19 protein-coding genes and 1 pseudogene are annotated in these 21,328 nt (G+C 72.7%); 10 read left to right on the top strand and 10 right to left on the bottom strand.

Going from position 1 to position 21,328, the window contains the following annotated elements; all coding sequences use genetic code 11:
- Window positions 1–447 precede the first annotated feature (447 nt).
- Window positions 448–873, top strand: a complete 426-nt coding sequence (locus tag AB0O29_RS27680; protein ID WP_365156467.1) for a hypothetical protein — start codon at window positions 448–450, stop codon at window positions 871–873.
- 667 nt (window positions 874–1,540) lie between these two features.
- Here the strand turns inward: AB0O29_RS27680 and AB0O29_RS27675 are convergent.
- The 5 genes from AB0O29_RS27675 to AB0O29_RS27655 all read right to left on the bottom strand — a co-directional run bounded on the left by AB0O29_RS27675 (window position 1,541) and on the right by AB0O29_RS27655 (window position 7,964).
- Entirely contained in the window at window positions 1,541–2,716 is a 1,176-nt protein-coding gene (locus AB0O29_RS27675; protein ID WP_365156472.1) for a histidine kinase, read from the bottom strand.
- Between the two features lie 164 nt (window positions 2,717–2,880).
- Entirely contained in the window at window positions 2,881–3,624 is a 744-nt protein-coding gene (locus AB0O29_RS27670; RefSeq protein WP_365156464.1) for a hypothetical protein, read from the bottom strand.
- Window positions 3,621–5,522 (bottom strand): phosphatidylglycerol lysyltransferase domain-containing protein, encoded by a 1,902-nt coding sequence (locus AB0O29_RS27665; RefSeq protein ID WP_365156461.1) that lies wholly within the window; start codon window positions 5,520–5,522, stop codon window positions 3,621–3,623. Before AB0O29_RS27665 ends, AB0O29_RS27670 begins: the two co-directional genes overlap by 4 nt.
- Window positions 5,523–5,603: 81 nt before the next feature.
- The gene (gene cobT / locus AB0O29_RS27660) at window positions 5,604–6,695 is read right to left on the bottom strand and encodes a nicotinate-nucleotide--dimethylbenzimidazole phosphoribosyltransferase (RefSeq protein WP_365156458.1); all 1,092 of its coding nucleotides are present in this window, start codon (window positions 6,693–6,695) and stop codon (window positions 5,604–5,606) included.
- A gap of 54 nt (window positions 6,696–6,749) precedes the next feature.
- Complete coding sequence (locus AB0O29_RS27655) at window positions 6,750–7,964, bottom strand: bifunctional adenosylcobinamide kinase/adenosylcobinamide-phosphate guanylyltransferase (RefSeq protein WP_365156456.1); 1,215 nt, start codon at window positions 7,962–7,964, stop codon at window positions 6,750–6,752.
- Between the two features lie 139 nt (window positions 7,965–8,103).
- Here AB0O29_RS27655 and AB0O29_RS27650 point away from each other — a divergent pair.
- Both AB0O29_RS27650 and AB0O29_RS27645 read left to right on the top strand, forming a co-directional pair.
- A pseudogene (locus AB0O29_RS27650) lies at window positions 8,104–9,073 on the top strand (RNA-guided endonuclease TnpB family protein).
- A 65-nt stretch (window positions 9,074–9,138) separates the two neighbouring features.
- Window positions 9,139–9,348, top strand: a complete 210-nt coding sequence (locus tag AB0O29_RS27645; RefSeq protein ID WP_365156453.1) for a hypothetical protein — start codon at window positions 9,139–9,141, stop codon at window positions 9,346–9,348.
- A gap of 49 nt (window positions 9,349–9,397) precedes the next feature.
- Here the strand turns inward: AB0O29_RS27645 and AB0O29_RS27640 are convergent, their stop codons facing one another.
- A complete protein-coding gene (locus tag AB0O29_RS27640) occupies window positions 9,398–10,051 on the bottom strand; it encodes a methyltransferase domain-containing protein (RefSeq protein WP_365156470.1) in 654 nt (217 codons plus the stop codon).
- Here AB0O29_RS27640 and AB0O29_RS27635 point away from each other — a divergent pair.
- Window positions 9,938–10,201, top strand: coding sequence for a hypothetical protein (locus AB0O29_RS27635; RefSeq protein WP_365156475.1), 264 nt, complete (start codon window positions 9,938–9,940; stop codon window positions 10,199–10,201). The genes AB0O29_RS27640 and AB0O29_RS27635 overlap by 114 nt on opposite strands.
- 17 nt (window positions 10,202–10,218) lie before the next feature.
- Here AB0O29_RS27635 and AB0O29_RS27630 read toward each other — a convergent pair whose 3' ends face one another.
- Window positions 10,219–10,818 carry a DUF3043 domain-containing protein gene (locus AB0O29_RS27630; protein WP_365156450.1) on the bottom strand — a complete coding sequence of 200 codons (600 nt, stop codon included), beginning with the start codon at window positions 10,816–10,818 and terminating at the stop codon, window positions 10,219–10,221.
- 261 nt (window positions 10,819–11,079) lie between these two features.
- Between AB0O29_RS27630 and AB0O29_RS27625 the strand changes: the two genes are divergently transcribed.
- Entirely contained in the window at window positions 11,080–11,874 is a 795-nt protein-coding gene (locus AB0O29_RS27625) for a PspA/IM30 family protein (protein ID WP_344153725.1), read from the top strand.
- 14 nt (window positions 11,875–11,888) lie between these two features.
- Window positions 11,889–12,167 (top strand): hypothetical protein, encoded by a 279-nt coding sequence (locus tag AB0O29_RS27620; RefSeq protein ID WP_365156447.1) that lies wholly within the window; start codon window positions 11,889–11,891, stop codon window positions 12,165–12,167.
- Window positions 12,168–12,251: 84 nt separating this feature from the next.
- Here the strand turns inward: AB0O29_RS27620 and AB0O29_RS27615 are convergent, their stop codons facing one another.
- Window positions 12,252–13,067, bottom strand: a complete 816-nt coding sequence (locus tag AB0O29_RS27615; protein WP_365156445.1) for a hypothetical protein — start codon at window positions 13,065–13,067, stop codon at window positions 12,252–12,254.
- Between the two features lie 70 nt (window positions 13,068–13,137).
- On the opposite strand from AB0O29_RS27615, the gene AB0O29_RS27610 reads away from it, so the two are divergent.
- The 3 genes from AB0O29_RS27610 (at window position 13,138) to AB0O29_RS27600 (ending at window position 17,996) form a co-directional block, all read left to right on the top strand.
- Window positions 13,138–13,959, top strand: coding sequence for an adenosylcobinamide-GDP ribazoletransferase (locus tag AB0O29_RS27610; protein ID WP_365156442.1), 822 nt, complete (start codon window positions 13,138–13,140; stop codon window positions 13,957–13,959).
- 33 nt (window positions 13,960–13,992) lie between these two features.
- Window positions 13,993–14,730: a response regulator transcription factor gene (locus AB0O29_RS27605; protein ID WP_365156439.1), complete on the top strand. Its 738-nt coding sequence runs from the start codon at window positions 13,993–13,995 to the stop codon at window positions 14,728–14,730.
- A 149-nt stretch (window positions 14,731–14,879) separates the two neighbouring features.
- Window positions 14,880–17,996, top strand: coding sequence for an efflux RND transporter permease subunit (locus AB0O29_RS27600; protein WP_365156436.1), 3,117 nt, complete (start codon window positions 14,880–14,882; stop codon window positions 17,994–17,996).
- Between the two features lie 71 nt (window positions 17,997–18,067).
- Here the strand turns inward: AB0O29_RS27600 and nadA are convergent, their stop codons facing one another.
- On the bottom strand, window positions 18,068–19,255 hold the full coding sequence (gene nadA / locus AB0O29_RS27595; protein ID WP_365156433.1) for a quinolinate synthase NadA: 1,188 nt from the start codon (window positions 19,253–19,255) through the stop codon (window positions 18,068–18,070).
- A gap of 335 nt (window positions 19,256–19,590) precedes the next feature.
- Between nadA and AB0O29_RS27590 the strand changes: the two genes are divergently transcribed.
- Window positions 19,591–19,947, top strand: coding sequence for an iron-sulfur cluster assembly accessory protein (locus AB0O29_RS27590; protein WP_030029080.1), 357 nt, complete (start codon window positions 19,591–19,593; stop codon window positions 19,945–19,947).
- A gap of 82 nt (window positions 19,948–20,029) precedes the next feature.
- Here the strand turns inward: AB0O29_RS27590 and AB0O29_RS27585 are convergent.
- Window positions 20,030–21,328: hypothetical protein (locus AB0O29_RS27585; protein ID WP_365156431.1), on the bottom strand; the 1,299-nt coding region annotated here is incomplete at its 5' end.

Genomic DNA, 21,328 nt, shown 5'->3' with positions numbered 1-21,328 from the left:
GCCGAAGACTGCCGGGAACCCCCCAAAGGAACGGGACGGATGTAGATCAGAGGACCGGCGGGATCAGCGACCAGCCGGGCAGACCGGGGGCCGGCCGGCCGGGCATCCGGCCCCCAAGAGCCGTAAACGGCAAATGGGGCCGCCCCACGCATCAGATCGCTACGCGCTCCTCATTTCTCGGCGTCCGGCGGCCGTCTGTGGTCGCTATCCGCACGAAATGCCAACGGGACTGTCCTCCGGGGCCGGTGGGCGCGTCAGATCGCTACGCGCTGCCCTGGGCTCGGCGTCCGGCGGCCGTCTTGGGTCGCTACCCGCACCACAGGACGACGAGACCGTTCAGCTGTGACTGATCGCCTTCTATCAGTGATCATTGGCCTGACGATATGTCATAGTTGGGCCTGAGGGCCCGGCTTGAGTGGAACACACCGAGAGAACAGGGTGCTCAGGTTGAAGAAGATCAAGGCCGCCGTCGTTGCCATCGCCGCCATCGCGGGAATGACCGTGGCCGTCGCACCGGCCCAGGCAGCGAGCAACTGCACCGCCGGGGGCGGCGGCATATACATATGTGACTACGGGGTGAAGGACCACGCGCTTCCGGGCGGGGAGAAGGAACAGTTCCTGGTCGGCACCGACTATGCGGTGTGGACGCGCTGGACCATCAACAAGCAGTGGACCGGTTGGGTGTCCCTGGGCATGCCCGACCCCCTCGGCAAGGCCCGCGGCGCGAGCTCCATCAACGTGACGGACGAGCAGGTCCAGGGCAACTTCCGTACGGGCATCTACCTCCGCAACAGCAACGGCGCCCTCGTGGGCAAGATCCGCCCCGGCCTCGGCCAGGGCTGGTGGGCCTGGGACTTCCCCAACTGCTGCTGATCGAGGTCGGGCCGCCGGATGCCACTCGGATCGTCATGTGGTGCGGGTATCAGCCCAGGGCGGCTGCCGGCCGCCGAGACCAGGGCAGCGCGTAGCGATCTGATGCGCCTGCCGGTCGCGGGGGACGGTCCAGTTGGCATTTCGTGCGGGTAGCGGCCCCAGGCGGCCGCCGGACGCTGAGACGGGAGAAGCGCGTAGCGATCTGATGCGTGGGTCGGCACCGATTACCGCTTATGGCTGATGGGGGCCGGATGCCCGGTCTGCCGGCCCCCGGTCTGCCCGGCTGGTCGCTGATGCCGCCGTATGTCCAAGGAACATCCGTCCCGTTCCTTTGGGGGGTTCCCGGCAGTCTTCGGCATTTCGTGGCGGGTCGGTCTGTCAAGGGTGGCCGAAGGCCATCGCGTAGCGACGCGACCGAAGGGAGCGCCCTTGACAGGCCGGCCCGACGCGGAAGGACGATGAGACTGGCGGGAAACCCCCAAACCTCCCTGAGAAAGCCCCGCTGAGGCCTCGCCCTCCCCCAGTCCCGGTCGGCTGTTCCGTCACCGCCCACCAGGACCCCGCCCCCACCCACCGCCCCGCACCGGGGGAGGCGGGTGGGCAGCCACCGGCCCGCCCCCGGCCCCTCGCGGGGGAGATGGCGGGCCCGCACCGCGAGCCCGCACCCTCACACCGGCAGGATCGCGTGCACCCTGTACCCGCCCCCGTAGCGGGGGCCCGTGAAGCAGGTGCCGCCCAGGGCCGTGGCGCGTTCGCGCATGCCGAGGTGGCCGTGGCCGCCGCCCGGGGGGCCGGGGGCGGGGGAGGAGTCGGCGGAGTCGCCGCCGTCGTCGAGGACGGTCACCTCCACCGAGGCGCCCACCCGGACCACGCTGACCTCGGCCTGCGCACCCGGGCCCGCGTGCTTGCGTACGTTGGTCAGGGCCTCCTGGATCACCCGGTACGCCGCCAGGTCGACCGCCGCCGGCAGCGGCTCGGTGCCCGTCCCCAGCTGGACGGTCACCTCCACCGGCAGGCCGGCGTGCCGGAAGGTGTCGAGGAGTTCGTCCAGTACGGCCAGGCCCGGCGCGGGTTCCGTCGGGGCCTCCGGGTCGCCGGACTGGCGGAGCAGGCCGACCGTGGCCCGCAGCTCGTTCAGCGCCGAGCGGCTCGCGTCCCGTACGTGGGCCAGGGCCTCCTTGGCCTGGTCGGGCCGCTTGTCCATGACGTGCGCGGCCACCCCCGCCTGCACGTTGACCAGGGCGATGTGGTGGGCGACCACGTCGTGGAGGTCCCGGGCGATGCGCAGCCGCTCCTCGGCGACCCGTCGCCGGGCCTCCTCCTCGCGGGTCCGCTCCGCCCGCTCGGCCCGTTCGCGGATGGCGTCGACGAAGGCCCGGCGGCTGCGGACGGCGTCTCCGGCGGCCGCGGCCATTCCGGTCCAGGCGAAGATGCCGATGTTCTCCTGCGCGTACCAGGGCAGCGGCCCGGCGAGCATGGCGACCCCGGTCAGGCCGGCCATCGTCAGCACGCCGGTGCGCCAGGTGGTGGGCCGGTCGGTGCGGGCGGCCACCGTGTAGAGGGCGATGACCGCGCTCATGGCGACGGGTGCCCGGGGCTCGCCGGTGGCCAGTTCGATCAGGGTGAGCCCGCAGGTGACGGCGAGGACGGTGCGCGGACTGCGGCGGCGGAAGACGAGGGCGGCCGCGCCGAGCAGCATCAGCAGCAGGGAGACCGGTTCGGGGGCGCGGGTGCGGAAGGTGGGGCCGAGCGGGCCGTGCGGGTCGACGAAGGAGCCGAGGACCATGGAGACCAGCGCCCCGAGCGCCAGTACGGCGTCGGTGGCGAGCGGATGGGCCCGCATCCACTGCCGCCCGGTGGGGAAGGGCCCGGGCCCGAGGTCTGTGCTCACCCCGCTACGGTACGGGCTCGCCGGTACGGCGCCCGTAGAGCGTTACCGGTACCGAGCCGAGGGCCGAACGCCGAACGCCGAACCCGCCCCCCGCGCCGGGGAGGACCCGCGAAACCTCAGCCCCGCCCCGTCCCCCGCGGCAGACGCGGCCGCCGCCCCGGCGGCGGGGTGCGGCGGCCCAGGGGGGCGCGGGAGCGGGGCGGGCCCCACTTCGCGCGCACCACGCACACCGCCATGACGCCGGCGATGGCCGCGAGGTGTTCCTTGCCGGCGAGGTTGTCCTTGATCAGGACCTCCCCGATCATCACGAGGATGACGAGCGTGCCGGTGAGGTAGGCCCGGTAGCGCCAGCACACGTAGATGGCCAGGCCCACCACCGCCGCCGACGGGCCGGTGTCGTTGACGACGCGGTCGGTCACCGGCAGCCCGAAGGGGTGGTCGGGGCCCAGGGAGAGCCCGATGCGGGCGTAGGTGGTGCCGGCGAGGGTGGCGACGTAGCCGATCAGCAGGGTGCGCCACCAGCCGATGCAGATCTCGGCGATCCCGAAGACCAGCAGGATCTGCGCGAGCGCCCCCCACACGGGCAGGTCGAGGGCGGGGACGAAGAGGGAGAGCGGCGTGCGCAGCAGCGCGAGCCACAGGGGATCGACGGCCTTGACGGACCCCAGGTTCTGGACGGGCTGGAAGCCCCAGGACGTGTTCTGCACGATCTGGAAGACCGAGGTGAGGCAGACCGCGCCGATGGTCATCGGGATGGCGCGCCACTTGTCACGGACGAGGGCGTCCCCGAGGGTCCAGAACAGGGGGCCCCACTCGCGGCGGGCGAACCGCCGCGGTGAGGCCGTCGTCCACCACGTCAACGAATCGTCTCCAGATGTCTGCGGTGCAGCCACTTCGGCAGGCCGGGCGCCTCCAGGAAGCCCTCGGCCCGGCCCGCCGCGATTCCGATGCGCAGCAGGTCGGAACTCTTCTCGAAGAGCATGAACCGCGGCTCCCAGATCGGGCGGTATTTGGCGTTGGCCCGGTAGAGGGACTCGATCTGCCACCAGCGGGAGAAGAAGCTCAGCAGCGAGCGCCACATGCGCAGCACCGGACCCGCCCCGAGCTTGGACCCCCGCTCGAAGACGGAACGGAACATCGCGAAGTTCAGTGAGACCTGTGTGACGCCGATCTCCTTCGAGCGTTCCAGGAGTTCGATGACCATGAACTCCATCAGGCCGTTCTCGGAGTCCCGGTCACGGCGCATCAGGTCCAGCGACAGGCCCTTGGGGCCCCAGGGGACGAAGGACAGCACGGCGCGCAGGTCGCCGTTGCCGTCGGTGCACTCCAGCATCACGCACTGGCCGTCGTCCGGGTCGCCCAGGCGTCCCAGGGCCATGGAGAAGCCGCGTTCGGTGGCGCCGTCGCGCCAGTCGTCGGCGCGCTGGAGGAGGACGGCCATCTCGTCGGCCGGGATGTCGGCGTGGCGGCGGATGCGGACGGTGTAGCCGGCGCGCTTGACGCGGTTGTAGGCCTGCCGGACGGTGCGCATGGCGCGGCCCTCCAGCGTGAACTCGTCGGTCTCGACGATGGCCTCGTCGCCCAGCTCCAGGGCGTCCAGCCCGTGGCGGGCGTAGATCTGTCCGGCCTCCTCGGAGGCGCCCATCACGGCCGGCACCCAGCCGTGCTCGCGGGCCTCGGCCAGCCAGGGCTCGATGGCGCCGGGCCAGGCCTCGGGGTCGCCGATGGGGTCGCCGGAGGCGAGGGAGACGCCGCCGACGACGCGGTAGGTGACGGCGGCCTTGCCGGTGGGGGACCAGATGACGGACTTCTCGCGGCGCAGCGCGAAGTAGCCGAGGGAGTCGCGGTCGCCCTGCTTGGCGAGGAGCGCGCGCAGCTTCTCCTCGTCCTCGGGGGTGAGCGGGTCGACGGCGCGGCGCGAGCGGAAGGCGGCGAACAGCACGGCGAGCAGCAGCAGCATCGACATGACGTTGATGAACACGTCCACCCAGGCGGGGGTGGTGATCGCGTTGTACGCCTTGTCGTCGGGGGCCAGGGTGATCAGCCGCATGACGCCGTAGCGCCAGCGGGCGAGGAACGTGGCGTCGGCCCGGTCGGGGTCGGTGTTGGTGGCGCCGACGAGGAGGGCGGCGACGAGCGAGGTGAGGAGCAGGCCGACGGCGCCGACGACGGTGGCCAGCCGGGGGTTGGAGCGGTCGCCCTTGGCGTAGAACTCGTGGCGGCCCACCAGGAGGGCGCCGACGAAGGCGGCGGTGAGGGCGAGCGAGACCCAGTTCTGGGCGTGGTCGCGGAACTCGGGGTAGCACAGGCTGAACTCGCCGCTGGTGCACGGGGCGAAGGCGGCGACGGCGAAGGCCAGCAGCAGCAGGCCGCTGACGACCAGGTTCAGGATCCAGGCGGCGCGCTTGCGGCGGCCCATGGTGACGGCGAGCAGCAGCGAGAACAGGCCGGAGGCGAAGCCGGCCGTCAGCAGGTACGGGGTGTAGAAGTCGGCGGTGTTGTGCCGGCGCAGGTCCTGCCCGAGCGAGAGCCACACCGCGCTGAGGAAGTTGACGAAGGTGACGGCACGGAGGTACCAGACCGCGAAGGCGGCGCTGCGCCGTGAGGCCGGGCTGCCCCTGCGGGTCTCCGGCTTGGCCGCGGCCTCCCCTCCCTGCTCCTTCCCCTTCTCCTTCTCCTTCTTGTTGTTGGAACCCTTGCCGGAAGCCTGATCGAGGCTGTTCCGGTCTTCTACGCTGGTCAAGCGGACCTCTCCCATGAAACGCGATGATATGGGCGTGACCGGTCCGCAGGCCGTATGGGCACTGCGGACCTGCCAGGCCCGTGGTGCCCGGTACTTTCAGTCCGTCTTCCGGTCCGCCGTCCGGTCCGTCGGCGCCTCGCCGGCCGCCCGCTCCGGGAGTTCCGCGGCGAGCGCGGCGGCCGCCTGGACGAGGGGGAGCGCCAGCAGGGCACCGGTTCCCTCTCCCACTGTGACGCCGTGGTCGAGTACGGGGTTGAGTGCCATCCGGTCCAGTGCCTTGGCCTGGCCCGGCTCCCCGCTGCTCTGGCCCGCGAGCCACCAGTCCGGGGCGCGGAAGGCGGCCCGCTGGGCGACGAGCCCGCAGGCGGCCGAGACCACCCCGTCGAGGATGACGGGCGTACGGCGCACCGCGGACTGGAGCAGGAAGCCGGTGATGGCGGCGACGTCGGCGCCGCCGACCGCCGCCAGGAGCGCCGTCTGGTCGCCGAGCACCGGGCGGGCGCGGCGCAGCGAGTCGCGGATGGCGGCGCACTTGCGCATCCAGGCCAGGTCGTCGATGGGCTGTCCGCCGCGGCCGGTGACCACGGAGGCGTCGGTGCCGCAGAGGGCGGCGACGAGGGTGGCGGCGACGGTGGTGCCGCCCACGCTGAGGTCGCCGAGGACGACGAGGTCGGTCCCGGAGTCGGCCTCCTCGTCGGCGATCCGGATGCCGAGCCGCAGCGCGGCCTCGGCCTCCTCGGCGGTCAGCGCGTCCTCGACGTCGATGCGTCCGCTGCCGCGCCGTACGCGGTGGCGGACGACCTCCTCGGGCAGCAGCGCCGGGTCGCAGTCGAGGCCGGCGTCGACGACGCGGACGCCGGCGCCGAAGCGTTCGGCGAGGATCGAGACCGGGCTGGTCCCGTCGAGGACGGCGCGCACCAGCTCGTGGGCGCCGCCGGCGGGCCGGGCGGAGACCCCGCCCGAGGCGATGCCGTGGTCGGCGGCGAACAGGACGACCCGGGGCCGCTCGATGGGCTTGACCGGTACCCGGCCCTGGGCCGCGGCCAGCCATTCGGCGAGCTCGTCGAGCCGGCCCAGGGCGCCGGGCGGCACTCCGAGCCGTCCACGGCGCTCCTCGGCGTCACGACGGACGCCCCCGTCGGGGCGTTCGATCAGATCGGAGAAGTCGTCGAGATTCAGCGTGGTCATCTGCCAGAGATTACAGCCGCCGGGAGCCTCCTTCGGGGGGCGGCCGCCGATCCGTCAGGAAGGCTGCTCCTTGAGTGCGAGGGCCTGCCCGGCGACGACGAGGAGGACGTGTTCGCACTCGCCCGCGACCGCGTTGTTGAGGCGGCCCAGCTCGTCGCGGAACCGCCGTCCGGAGGCGGTCGCGGGGACCACTCCGGAGCCCACCTCGTTGCTCACGAGCACCACCGTGCGGCGGGTGGCGCGGACGGCCGCCACCAGCTCCGCGGTCCGGGAGCGGAGCTCCTTCTGCCCGCCGGCCGCCCAGACGGCGTCGTCCCAGGCGCCGGCGCGGTCCATGGCGTCGGTGAGCCACAGGGCGAGGCAGTCGATCAGCAGGGGCGCCCCGGGCAGTTCCAGCAGCGGCACGAGGTCGCAGGTCTCGGCGGTGCGCCAGCTGGCGGGCCGGCGCTCGCGGTGGAGGCCGACGCGCTGGGCCCATTCCGCGTCGCCGTCGCGGGTGCCGCCGGTGGCGACGTAGGTCACCTCGGGGAAGGACTCCAGGCGCCGTTCGGCCTCGACGGACTTGCCCGAGCGGGCGCCGCCGAGGACGAGGGTGCGGCGCGGTACGTCGGGTACCGCGTGGTAGTCGCCGGCGGTGAGCGTGGTGCCGTCGGGGACGGCGCGGGCCCCGGCGGCGGCGCAGCGGCGTTCCAGTTCGCGGCCGGGCGGGGTGTCGTGGTCGAGGTGGACGGCGATCACGTCGGTGGCGGGGCCGACGGCGCCGGTCGAGCGGAGCCGGGCCAGGGCCTCGGGCCGGCCGAGGACGTCGGCGAGGACCACGTCGTACGGGCGGCGGGCGGGCGCGGCCTCGGTGCCGGCGGGTGCCCCGCCGGGCGGCAGGTACAGCATCCGGGCCCCGTCGGGGCCGGTGACCTCGTATCCGGTGCCGGGCGCGTCCATCGCCACGGCCCGCACCCGGTGCCCGCTGATGACGGCGAGCTCCCGCCCGTCGGGGACCCGCCCGGCGGCGGGCAGCCCGGGCGGCAGCTCGACGGCGGGCCCGTCGTGCGGGTGGGTCAGCAGCACCTGCCGTACGCCGGCCAGCGAATGCCCGGCGCGGGCCCCGGCGAGGACCGCCCCGGGGGTGAGGTCGAGGAGGAGCGCGCCGTCGACGAGGACGGAGGTCGCGGCGCGCGCCCGGGCGCCGACGCAGACCGCGCAGACCGCGCAGGGACAGCCGGGGCGGGGCAGTCCTTCGGGGGTACCGGTGCCGAGGAGAGTGAGTTCCACACGGAGATCCTCTCGCTTCGCCGGTACTGGTGCGCGCCCGGTCGCCGGGACTCGCGCCGAAAGCCCGTTCTTCAGGGAGGGCCGCAGCAGCCGTCAGCACCCAGTGTGTGCATCGGATTGCGGAGAGTGGGATTCGTTCGTGCTGCTCCGCTACCAGTTCCGGGTCTACCCGGACGCCTCTCAGCGTCGTGCGCTGGCGAGGGCGTTCGGTTGTGCCCGCGTGGTGTGGAACGACTGCCTGCGGGACCGGAGGGAGGCGCACGCGGCCGGGTTGCCGTATGTGAAGTCGGCCGATCTGTCCCGGCTGCGCATCACGCAGGCCAAGCGCACCGCGGAGCGGGCCTGGCTGGCCGAGGTGTCGGCCGTGGTGCTCCAGCAGGCCCTGCGGGACCTGGACACCGCCTACAAGAACTTCTTCGACTCCCTCACCGGCAAGCGCCGGGGGCCGAAGGTGGCCCCGCCCCGGTTCAAGTCGAAGAAGGACACCCGGCAGTCCATCCGGCTCAACACCAACGCCTTCTCCCTTCAGCGCGACGGCACGGTGTACGTGGCCAAGGTCGGCGACCCCAAGGTGAGGCGGCAGGAACCGGGCCAAGGCCCGGCTCAAGGTGGCCCGGCAGCACGCCAGAGTGGCCGACCGGCGCCGGGACTGGCACCACAAGGAATCCACACGCATCATCCGCGACAGCCAAGCGGTGTACGTGGAGGACCTCGCGGTGTCAGGCCTCGGACGTACTCGCCTGGCCAAATCCGTGCACGACGCCGGATGGACGGCGTTCGTCCACATGCTGGAGTACAAGGCCGCCAAGCACGGCCGGTACTTCGGCAGGATCGGACGCTTCGAGCCGACCAGCCAGGTCTGCTCCGCTTGCGGGACGAAGGACGGCCCCAAGCCCCTGCACGTCCGTGAATGGACCTGCCGAGCGTGCGGGACCGTCCACGACCGTGACGAGAACGCGGCGAAGAACACCCTGGCCGCCGGACGGGCGGACAGGCTAAACGCCTCGTGGAGCGCCGATGAGACCGGGACGAAAGCCCCGGCACGGCGCGGTGAAGCAGGAAGCCGCCGGAAGGGCCGTACGGTCCAGGCCGGAATGCCCGCCCCTTAGGGCGGGGAGCATGTCAAGCTGCGGGCACACTCAAAGTGAGTAGCGGACGAGCAACGGAGGCGGACATGGCGTGGACGTGGCGGTTCGAGGCGGCCGACGGCAGTGAGACGAGCCCGGCGGTGGAGCCGGAGGAGTTCACCACGCAGGGGGACGCGGAGTCCTGGATCGGCGAGGTCTGGAAGGAGCTCCTGGACGGCGGCGCCGAACGGGTCACCCTGTTCGAGGACTCGACGGAGATCTACCGGATGAGCCTCAGCGCGGCCGCGGAGGCCTGACGTGCGAAACCCCCGGGGCCGGGCCCCGGGGGTTCTGCGTTCCGGCGGGTCAGCCCCGTACCCCGCACAGGTGCAGCAGTGCGGCGACCGAGCGGTAGGGGTCGGTGCGGCCCGCCCGTTCCTCGGCGGCCAGCAGCCGGTCCAGTTCCTCCTCGGGCGGGAGCTCCGCGGCGGCCTCGGTCCCGTCGGTGAAGACGCGGACCCCGTACCAGGCGTTCAGCGGGGCGCCGATGCCCGACAGGGTGGCCGTCAGGTCGGCGAGCCGGTCGGCCCGGACCTCCAGGCCCAGCCGGTTCGTGTAGTCGACGGTGTCGAAGGCGGCCAGCGCCCCCGACCAGTCCCCGGACATCCCCGGCCGCAGGGCGAGGGCGTCGCCGTTGCGCACCAGCAGGGACAGCAGTCCGCCCGGGGCCAGCATCCGGGCCAGCCCGGCGAGCATGGCGTCGGCCTCGGACACGTACATCAGTACTCCGTGGCACAGCACCACGTCGAAGCTGCCGGGCCCGAAGTGCGCGCCCGTCTCCCGGCCGTCGCCCTCGATCAGCTCGACCCGGTCGCGGATGCCGGCGGGTTCGGCGGCCAGCGCGGCGTGAGCGACGGCCAGCATGGCGGCGTCCTGTTCGAGACCGGTGACCATGTGCCCGGCGCGGGCGAGGCGGAGGGCCTGGGTGCCCTGGCCCATGCCGACGTCGAGGACGCGCAGCCGCTGCCCGACCGGGAAGCGCTGCGTGATCTGTTCCTCGACCTGCCGGCCGACGAGTTCCTGGCGGACGGCGTTGCGCAGTCCGCCCAGTCCCTCCAGCCAGAGCCTGGCTCCCCCCGCGAAGCCCTCCCCCTTCGACGCCCCAGTTGAACCGGGCGTCGCTCCGGTCAGGGCCGTTCCCCGCGCTTGACCTGCGGCTTGGGCAGGCGCAGGCGGCGCATCTGGAGGGTGCGCATCAGGCCGTAGGCGATGGCGCCGCGGCGGGGCTCGTTCGGGTAGCGCTCGACCAGCGCCTTGCGGAGCCGGAAGACCAGGCCGATCGAGTCGAGGATGATCAGGACGATCACGCCGAGCCACAGCATCAGCGCGATGTTCTGGATCGAGGGGACCCGGATCATGCTCAGCACCAGGATGATCACGGCCAGCGGCAGGAACATCTCGGCGACGGAGAAGCGGGAGTCCACGAAGTCGCGGACGAACCGGCGGACGGGACCCTTGTCACGGGCCGGCAGGTAACGCTCGTCGCCGTTGGCCAGCGCCTCGCGCTGGCGGGCCATCTCTTCCCGGCGGCGTTCGCGGGCCCGCCGGGCGTCCTCCTTGCGGTTGCCGGTCGAGGCCACGACGGCCTTGCGCTGCGACTGGGCCACAGCACGCTTCGGCGTCGGGCGGCCCTTGGGGGCCTGCGGGTCACGGGGCTGCGAGGGGCCGGCGCTCACCTTTTCGGTGGCGGAGGCCTTCTCTTCCTTGGAGGAGCGGCTACCAAACACAGACACAACCCTACGTGGTCGAGGGCGGACGGCCCACCTCGGCGGGGAACGATCCGGCAACGGCGGGCGTCTTCCCCGTACGAGGCTCCTGAGGTCCTCGGGGATCACCTACTCCTTACGCCTGATACGGCGCAGGGGTACTCGTCCTGGAGGAGGAGCGCATCCGTACTCGAACAGTGCGGTAATGGAAGCAGGGCCCGTACTGTGGGTCCTGTCGGTGACCTGGAGCACAGTCCGTCTAGAAGGGGGCGCGCGAAGCCCATGAGCGGTGTCATGAAGCGTATGGGGATGATCTTCCGCGCGAAGGCGAACAAGGCCCTTGACCGGGCCGAGGACCCGCGCGAGACCCTTGACTACTCCTACCAGAAGCAGCTGGAGCTGCTGCAGAAGGTGCGCCGTGGCGTCGCCGACGTGGCGACCTCCCGCAAGCGCCTGGAGCTGCAGCTCAACCAGCTGCAGAGCCAGTCCGCGAAGCTGGAGGACCAGGGCCGCAAGGCCCTCGCCCTGGGCCGTGAGGACCTGGCCCGCGAGGCCCTGTCCCGCCGGTCCTCGCTCCAGCAGCAGGTCAGCGACCTGGAGGTGCAGCACCAGACCCTCCAGGGCGAGGAGGAGAAGCTGACGCTGGCCGCGCAGCGCCTCCAGGCCAAGGTGGACGCCTTCCGGACGAAGAAGGAGACCATCAAGGCCACCTACACCGCCGCCCAGGCGCAGACGCGGATCGCGGAGTCCTTCTCCGGCATCTCCGAGGAGATGAGCGACGTCGGCCTGGCGATCCAGCGGGCCGAGGACAAGACCGCCCAGCTCCAGGCCCGTGCCGGCGCGATCGACGAGCTGCTGGCCTCCGGCGCCCTGGACGACCAGAGCGGCCTCGGTTCCAAGGACGACATCCAGGCCGAGCTCGACCGCCTCTCCGGCGGCAACGACGTCGAGCTGGAGCTCCAGCGGATGAAGGCGGAGCTGGCCGGCGGCCCGTCCGCGCAGCAGCAGGCCATCGAGGGCGGGGCCCCCGGCACCGCCCAGCCGCAGCAGACCCAGCACCGGTTCGACAAGCAGTAGGACAGGGGCCCGTCATGATTGTCCGCATCATGGGGGAAGGCCAGCTGAAGGTGGCCGACGGTCACTTCGTCGAGCTCAACAAGCTGGACGACGAACTCCTGGAGGAGATGGAGTCCGGTGACGAGGCGGGCTTCCGGCGCACGCTGGGCGCCCTGCTCGACGCCGTGCGGCGGCTGGGCACCCCGCTGCCGGACGACGCGCTGGAGCCGTCCGAGCTGATCCTGCCCGCCCCGGACGCGACCCTCGACGAGGTCCGGGACATGCTCAGCGACGACGGCCTGATCCCGGGCTGACCGCGCCCGCGCGAAGGACCGCGAAGGACACCGACGCAGTCGAAGGGTCCGCCCCCCGGATGTCCGGGGGGCGGACCCTTCGCGTCATCCGCAGCCGTGTCCGGGACCGCTCCCGCCGCCGCTCTTCTGCCGGTCGCGGTCGCGGTCCCGGCCCCGCTCGCGCTCGGGGTCCGACAGTCCGCTGATGAAGTTCTCGAACCGGCGGCGCGGCCGGGCCCAGCGCCGGTCGTGGTGGAAGGCCCGCAGCCCGGCCTTGGCGCGGGCGCGCGGCCGGTGCGCGTAGAACCGCTTCGCGTACGGGGAACCGGGCCGGGCCAGGCGGACCGCGCCGATCAGAGCGACGAAGGGGATGACCGTCCCGAAGACCGCCGTGCGCGGTTTGCCCTTCCACAGGGCGACCAGCGCCAGGAAGAAGTTGGTGGCGGTGTTCATGACGACGAGCCCCCGGCTGTGCCGCTCCCCGGGTGACAGCTCGTTGACCCCGAACGGCAGGAACCCGCCCAGCACCAGCGCGACCACCGCGGCCGTCAGGACGACGACCTCCACGCTCTTGCGGCCCTGCTCGCTCCAGTAGACGTCGTCCAGGTGCAGGATCAGCGCGAACTCGTCCAGCACCAGCCCCGCGCCCAGCCCGAAGAGCACGGCCGACAGGCCCGCGCCGAAGCTGTGCCCGCCGCTGCCCACCGCCCCGAACCCGCCGATGATGACCAGGACCACGCCGGGCACCACGTGGTGGACGTGCAGACCGCCCGGGGTGATGTTCTTGAAGGGCCCCCGGCCCGCCCGGATCAGCCGGGTGATCACCCGTGTGACCAGGAACGACAGCACGAACGACAACAGCGCGAGCAGCAGCGGGAGCTTTCCCGGCTCGACGATGTTGCGCACCCACCAGTGACCCACGACACCCGCTCCCGATATGACACGTAATGAGCAATTTACCGCTCACCGTAAGCGGGTAGCGTTCGCGCCGATGACAGATTCGACCGATGATCGACCGCCGCTCCCGCCCGAGGAGCGCGCCACGCTGGCCGACGGGATCCGCTTCGCCTTCGGCACGCTGACCGTCCTGCCCGCGCGCATCACCCGCTGGGACCGGCCCGCCGCGCGCACCGGCATGGCCTGCGCCCCGCTCGCCGGCCTCGCCGTCGGCCTGCTCGCCACCGTACCCGGAGCCCTCCTGCTGCTGCTCGGCGGCGGCCCCCTGCTCGCCGCCGCCGTCACCGTCGCCGTCCCCGCCGCCCTGACCCGCGGGCTCCACCTCGACGGGCTGGCCGACACCGCCGACGGACTCGGCAGCGCCAAGCCCGCCGAGGACGCCCTGCGGATCATGAAGCAGTCCGACATCGGCCCCTTCGGCGTCATCTCCCTGCTCCTCGTCCTCCTCGTCCAGACCGCCGCCCTCGCGAACGCCTACGCCGACTCCTGGAGCCGGGGCGCGCTCGCCGCCGTCACCGCCGCCGTCACCGCCCGGCTCGCGATGACCCTCGCCTCCCGAGAGGGCGTCCCCGCCGCCCGCCCCGGGGGACTGGGCGCGGCCGTCGCGGGCGTGGTCCCGCACCGCGCCGCCGCCGGCGTGGCCGCCCTCGTCCTGGCCGCCGCCACCCTGGCCGCCCTCCCCGCCGGCCCGCTCGCCGCCGCCCACCACGCGGCGGCCGTCCTCGCCGGCCTGCTGGCCGCCGAACTCCTGCTGCGCCGCTGCGTACGCCGCTTCGACGGGGTCACCGGCGACGTCTTCGGCGCCCTCTGCGAGACGGCGGCCACCACCGTCCTCGTCGTCCTCGCCCTCGGCTGACCCCCGTCCCGCCGCCCGCGTACCCTTCGGGGCGTGGACGAGAACCGGGCTCAGGAGCGGGGCGCGGCCCCCATCAAGGTGCTGCTCGCCGACGACCAGGCGCTGCTGCGCAGCGCGTTCAAGGTGCTGGTCGACTCCGAACCCGACATGCGGGTCGTCGGGGAGGCCTCCGACGGGGCCCAGGCGTACGCCCTCGCCCGCACGGAGCACGCCGACGTGGTCCTCATGGACATCCGCATGCCCGGCACCGACGGCCTCGCCGCCACCCGCATGATCAGCGAGGACCCCGACTGCGCCGGGGTCCGGGTCGTCATGCTGACCACCTTCGAGGTGGACGAGTACGTGGTCCAGGCGCTGCGCGCGGGGGCCTCGGGCTTCCTCGGCAAGGGCGCCGAACCCGACGAGCTGCTCAACGCCATCCGCGTCGCGGCCGCCGGCGAGGCGCTGCTCTCCCCGGCCGCCACCAAGGGGCTGATCGCCAGCTTCCTGGCCCAGGGCGGCCGGGCCGACGCCCCCGCCGCCGGTTCGGCGCACGCCGAGCGGCTCGCCGCGCTCACCGGGCGCGAGCGCGAGGTCCTCGTCCTGGTGGCCGCGGGCCTGTCCAACGACGGCATCGCCGGCCGCCTGGAGGTCAGCCCGCTGACGGTGAAGACCCACGTCAACCGGGCCATGGCCAAGCTCGGGGCCCGGGACCGGGCGCAATTGGTGGTCATCGCGTACGAATCGGGCCTGGTCCGGCCGCGCACCGACGGACCGAGCGGTCCGCAGTAGGGCGGCGTACTCCCGACGCGGTATGCCGGGAGCGGGGGACTGGACCTGGGAGCGACGCTGCGGCGCCGCCGGGTGGGCGAGGCTGAGAGGCCCCTCGCGTGTGCCTGACGGCATGACCTCGTAGACGTACCTGCAGAGAGATCCCACCCATGTCCTGGCTGTCCCGCTTCAGCCTGGCCCAGAGAGCGCTGATCGGCCTCGTGTCGATCGTCGCGCTCGTCTTCGGCGCCATAGCCATCCCCCAGCTCAAGCAGCAGCTGCTGCCCACCATCGAACTGCCGATGGTCTCCGTGCTCGCGCCGTACCAGGGTGCCTCGCCCGACGTCGTGGAGAAGCAGGTCATCGAGCCGATCGAGGCCTCCCTCAAGGGCGTCGACGGCCTCACCGGCATCACCTCCACCGCCAGCGAGGGCAACGCCCTCATCCGGGCCGGCTTCGACTACGGCAGCGGCGGCACCAAGCAGCTCGTCGCCGACGTCCAGCAGGCCGTCAACCGGGCGCGCGTCCGGCTGCCCGCCGACGTGGACCCGCAGGTGGTGGCCGGCTCCACCGACGACATGCCCACCGTCGTCCTCGCCGCCACCTCGGACAAGGACCAGCAGGCGCTCGCCGACCAGCTGAACCGCAGCGTCGTCCCGGTCCTGTCGGACATCGCGGGCGTCCGCCAGGTCACCCTCGACGGGGTCCGCAAGCTCCAGGTCACCGTCACCCCCGACGGCGCCAGGCTCGCCGCGGCGGGCCTCGACGGCGCCACGCTCGCCCAGGGCCTCCAGGCGGGCGGCGCGACCGTCCCGGCCGGCTCCTTCGACGAGGCGGGCAGGAACCGCACCGTCCGGGTCGGCGCCGGCTACACCTCGCTGGCCCAGCTGGAGGACCTGCGGCTGAGCCCGGGCCCCGGCAAGCCCGCCGTACGCCTCGGCGACGTGGCCACGGTGAAGCAGGAGCCCGCCGCGGCCGCCTCGATCACCCGGACCAACGGCAGGCCCAGCCTCTCCCTCACGCTCACCATGGACAAGGACGGCAGCGCCGTCGCGATCTCGGACGCCGTGAAGGACAAGCTCCCCGAGCTGAGCTCCACGCTCGGCTCCGGCGCCGCGCTCACCGTGGTCAGCGACCAGGGCCCGGCCGTCGCCAAGTCCATCTCCGGGCTCACCACCGAGGGCATGCTCGGCCTGGCCTTCGCGGTGGTCGTGATCCTGCTCTTCCTGGCCTCGATCCGCTCCACGCTGGTCACCGCGGTCTCCATCCCGCTGTCCATCGTCCTCGCGCTGATCGTGCTGTGGACCCAGGACCTGTCGCTGAACATGCTGACCCTGGGCGCGCTCACCATCGCCATCGGCCGGGTCGTCGACGACTCGATCGTCGTCCTGGAGAACATCAAGCGCCATCTCGGCTACGGCGAGGACCGCGAGACCGCGATCCTCACGGCGGTCAAGGAGGTGGCCGGCGCGGTCACCTCGTCCACGCTCACCACGGTCGCCGTCTTCCTGCCCATCGGCCTGGTCGGCGGCATGGTCGGCGAGCTGTTCGGCCCGTTCTCGATCACCGTCACCGCGTCCCTGCTGGCCTCGCTGATCGTCTCGCTGACGGTCGTGCCCGTGCTGTCGTACTGGTTCCTGCGCGCGCCGAAGGGCACCGCCGGGGATCCGGACCGGGCCCGGCGCGAGGCGGAGGAGAAGGAGGCGCGCAGCCGCCTCCAGCGGCTCTACGTCCGCGTCCTGGGCTTCGCCACCCGGCGCCGCCTGACCAGCATGGCCATCGCGGTCGTCGTGCTCGTCGCCACCTTCGCGATGACCCCGCTGCTGAAGACCAACTTCTTCGACCAGAGCAAGCAGGACGTCCTCACCCTCAAGCAGGAGCTGGCCCCGGGCACCTCGCTCGGCGCCTCCGACGAGGCGGCCCGCAAGGTGGAGAAGGTCCTCGCCTCGGTCAAGGGCGTCAAGGACTACCAGGTCACCGTCGGCTCCTCCGGCTTCATGGCCGCCTTCGGCGGCGGTACGGGCTCCAACCAGGCCTCGTACCAGGTCACGCTGGAGAGCGCGGACGACGCCGAGGCCGTGAAGAAGGACATCACGGCCCGGCTGGCGAAGCTCGACGGCATCGGCGACACCAAGATCGCCGCGGGCGGCGGCTTCGGCGGCTCCAACCTCAGCGTGGTCGTCAAGGCCGGCGACGCCGGCGTGCTGGCCAAGGCCGCCGAGCAGGTCCGGGCCGAGGTCGCCACCCTCAAGGACGTCACCGACGTCCAGAGCGACCTCTCGCAGTCCGTGCCCCGCATCTCGGTGACCGCCACCCCCAAGGCCGCCGAGGCCGGGGTCAGCCAGGCCGCGCTCGGCGCGATCGTCTCGCAGGCCGTACGGGGCAACCCGGCGGGCAAGGCCGTACTGGACGACACCGAGCGGGACGTCGTCATCAAGTCCGCGCACCCGGCCACCACCCTGGCCGAGCTCCAGGCGCTGCCGGTCGGCCCGGCCAAGCTGGGCGACATCGCCGAGGTCAAGGAGGTCCCGGGCCCGGTCGCGATGACCCGGATCGACGGCGCCCGCGCCGCGACCATCACCGCCAAGCCGGTCGGCGACAACACCGGCGCCGTCAGCTCCGCGCTCCAGACCAAGATCAAGGCACTGCACCTGCCCGACGGGGCCACGGCCTCCATCGGCGGCGTCTCCCAGGACCAGAGCAAGGCCTTCGGCTCCCTGGGCCTGGCCATGCTCGCCGCCGTCGCGATCGTGTTCCTGCTGCTGGTCGGGACCTTCCGCTCGCTGGTCCAGCCGCTGATCCTGCTGGTCTCCATCCCGTTCGCGGCCACCGGCGCGCTCGGCCTGCTCATCGTCACCGGCACCCCGATGGGCGTCCCGGCGATGATCGGCATGCTGATGCTCATCGGCATCGTGGTGACCAACGCCATCGTTCTGATCGACCTGGTCAACCAGTACCGGGCGCAGGGCCTGGGCGTGGTCGAGGCGGTCGTCGAGGGCGGCCGGCACCGGCTGCGGCCGATCCTGATGACGGCCCTGGCGACGATCTTCGCGCTGCTCCCGATGGCGCTCGGCGTCACCGGCGAGGGCGGCTTCATCTCGCAGCCGCTCGCGGTGGTCGTGATCGGCGGCCTGGTCAGCTCCACCCTGCTGACGCTGCTGCTGGTCCCGACGCTCTACACGGCGATCGAGCTCCGCAAGGAGCGCCGCCGCGAGCGCCGTTCGGCCAGGCGGGAGGCGAAGCTGACGGTGGTGCCCGCCGCGGACGAGGACCGGGTGACCGTCTGATCCGTACGGCACCGTGAACGCCGAAGGGGCGCCCCCGCCGGGGGGCGCCCCTTCGTGCGTGTGCGTGCCGCCTACGGGAGGGACAGCATCCGCTCCAGCGCGAGCTTGGCGAAGGCCTCGGTCTCCTTGTCGACCTGGATCTGGTTGACGAGGTTGCCCTCGGCCAGGGACTCCAGGGTCCACACCAGGTGGGGGAGGTCGATGCGGTTCATCGTCGAGCAGAAGCAGACCGTCTTGTCGAGGAAGACGACTTCCTTGTCCTCGGCGGCGAATCGGTTCGCCAGCCGCTTGACCAGGTTCAGCTCGGTGCCGATGGCCCACTTGGAGCCGGCCGGGGCCGCCTCCAGCGCCTTGATGATGTACTCCGTCGAGCCGACGTAGTCCGCGGCCGCGACGACCTCGTGCTTGCACTCGGGGTGCACCAGCACGTTGACGCCCGGGATGCGCTCGCGCACGTCGTTGACCGAGTCCACCGAGAAGCGGCCGTGGACCGAGCAGTGGCCGCGCCACAGGATCATCTTCGCGCCGCGCAGCTGCTCGGCGGTCAGCCCGCCGTTCGGCTTGTGCGGGTTGTAGACCACGCAGTCGTCCAGGGACATGCCCATGTCGCGGACGGCGGTGTTGCGGCCCAGGTGCTGGTCGGGCAGGAAGAGCACCTTCTCGCCCTGCTCGAAGGCCCACTCCAGGGCCTTCTTCGCGTTGGAGGAGGTACAGATCGTGCCGCCGTGCTTGCCGGTGAAGGCCTTGATGTCGGCGGAGGAGTTCATGTACGAGACGGGCACGGTGCTGCCGGCGATCCCGGCGTCGGTGAGCGCGTCCCAGCACTCGGCGACCTGCTCGGCGGTGGCCATGTCGGCCATCGAGCAGCCGGCCGCGAGGTCGGGCAGGACGACCTTCTGGGCGTCGGAGGTCAGGATGTCCGCGGACTCGGCCATGAAGTGCACACCGCAGAAGACGATGTACTCGGCCTCCGGCTTGGCGGCGGCGTCGCGGGCGAGCTTGAAGGAGTCGCCGGTGACGTCGGCGAACTCGATGACCTCGTCACGCTGGTAGTGGTGCCCGAGGATGAAGACCTTGTCCCCGAGCTTCTCCTTGGCCGCGCGGGCGCGGGCCACGAGGTCCGGGTCCGAGGGCGAGGGCAGGTCGCCGGGGCACTCCACGCCGCGCTCGCTCTTGGGGTCGGACTCGCGGCCGAGCAGCAGCAGGGCAAGGGGCGTCGGCTGGACGTCCAAGGGCTGGGCGGTGGTCACGACACGCACCCTTTCTGTTCTGCGACTAGGTGCCTTCCGAAGAGGGCTTCCGAAGGCGTCACTTCGACTTCTCGTCTATATGACGTTATCTATCATAACCGCTTCACGTCACTTTGACGATGGCGATAATGTCGATGTGACGCATTCGCCCGCTCCGGAGCGGCGCACTCCAGCCGCCCTCCGCAAGAGGTCCACCGCTCCCCACAGGTGTGCGAGCATGAATATCTGAAACAAGGCGCCGGACCCGGAATGAAACCGCGGTCCCGCTGGTTGCCACCGACGGCAAGAGTCCGACGTTTCCCCAGCCACCGGCGGGGAGCCGCCCACTTCGGGAGTGAATGCAGATGTCCGTACAGGACGACAAGACCACTGTGAGCGACGGCATCCTCCTGTCCGACGCCGCCGCCGAGAAGGTCCGTACCCTGCTGGAGCAGGAAGGCCGCGATGACCTGGCGCTGCGCGTCGCCGTCCAGCCCGGCGGCTGCTCCGGCCTGCGCTACCAGCTCTTCTTCGACGAGCGCTCCCTCGACGGCGACGTGGTCAAGGACTTCGACGGCGTCAAGGTCGTCACCGACCGCATGAGCGCCCCCTACCTGGGCGGCGCCTCCATCGACTTCGTCGACACCATCGAGAAGCAGGGCTTCACGATCGACAACCCGAACGCCACGGGCTCCTGCGCCTGCGGCGACTCCTTCAGCTAAACCCGGCTGAACGCGCACGACGAGGGCCCGGGCCCCGGTCGATCCGACCGGAGCCCGGGCCCTCGCCCCTTTCCGCCCGCGCCTACCGGCGGGTGAGGGCCTTGCCCGTCGTCGCGTCGACCACCTTGCGCTCGCCCAGCGGCCGGCTCAGCCGCGCCGTGACGGACATCTCCTTCGCGAGCATGATGCAGGCCTGGCCGGACTTGTTCGGGGTGTCCGTGATCTTCACCAGGACCGAGCCGGCCTCCTCCCGCGCCTCCAGCGCGTAGGTGCTGCACGCCCCGCCCCAGAAGTCGACCGTCAGCGTCCGGTCGTCCTGCGCGTACGAGAACCCGGGCACGGTGTGGCCCTGCGGGGGCACCGGGGCGGTGGAGCCGCCGTCGTCCTTGGCCGCCGGCTGGACCACCGTGCGCCCCGGCCCGCCGTCCTTGCCCGCCACCTCGAACAGCCAGGCAGGCACGAGACCCCGCCCGCCGTCGACCGTCCCCGCGGCCAGTCCGAGCACGGCCCCCTTCACGCTCTCCGTCCGCGGCGGCTTCATCGGCCGCGGCTCCGGGTTGCACGGCAGGGTGTCCGTGGCCCCCGCCGCGGTGTCCGGGGTCAGCGGCACCGAGGTCGCGCAGCCGCTCGGGCCCGGGCCGGTGCCGCCGCCGCCCCTGCCCGCCGCGTTGAGCCGGTCCAGGGCCTCGGCGGCCCCGACCACGGGCTGCTCGGCCGCGCGGACCGGAGCCTTCAGCTCCCCGCTGCCCGCCACCGGCCGGCCCTCCGCCCCGACGGTGATCCGGGTGGACCAGCCCTGCGTGGGCAGGCCGCCCACCACCGGGTCCGCCACCACCACCCGGACCGAACCCGTCACCAGACGGGCGTCCACCTTCGCGCCGTCCTGCCCGGCGGCCGCCAGCACCGGCGCCGCCGCGGCCTTCGCCGCGTCCTCCGACACCGGGGCGCCGGAGCCCGAGCCCTGCGGCGCGGCCGGCTTCGCCCCGCCGGAGCCCCCCTCGGGGAGGGTGGCCGGGCCACAGGTGTCCTTGCCGCGCACGCAGTCGTCCCCCGCACCGGCCTGGAAGCGGGAGAAGCTCCAGGTGCCGGGGGCCTTGCGGGTGACGGTCAGCCGGGGCCCGGCCCCGTCGGCGGCCTCGCCCGCCAGCCACTGCTCCCCGCTGAGCCGGGGCGCGCCGGAGATCCCGAGGGCCTGCGCGAGGCGGGCCACCTCCTCCGAGGTGACCTCCCCGGACGCGGCGAAGGAGGGCGCGGAGGCCGGGGCCTGCGGCAGCGGCCCGTCCGCCCGGTAGGTCACCCCGCCGCCGTTCGGGTCCGGCTCGCCGGGGGCGATGCCCGGGCCCGAGGGGGTCCCGGCGGTGCGCGGGGCGGCGGCCGCGGC

The sequence above is a fragment of the Streptomyces sp. NPDC089915 genome (genome assembly GCF_040684675.1).
GTDB lineage: Bacteria > Actinomycetota > Actinomycetes > Streptomycetales > Streptomycetaceae > Streptomyces.
This window is presented reverse-complemented; position numbering and strand designations above follow the sequence as displayed.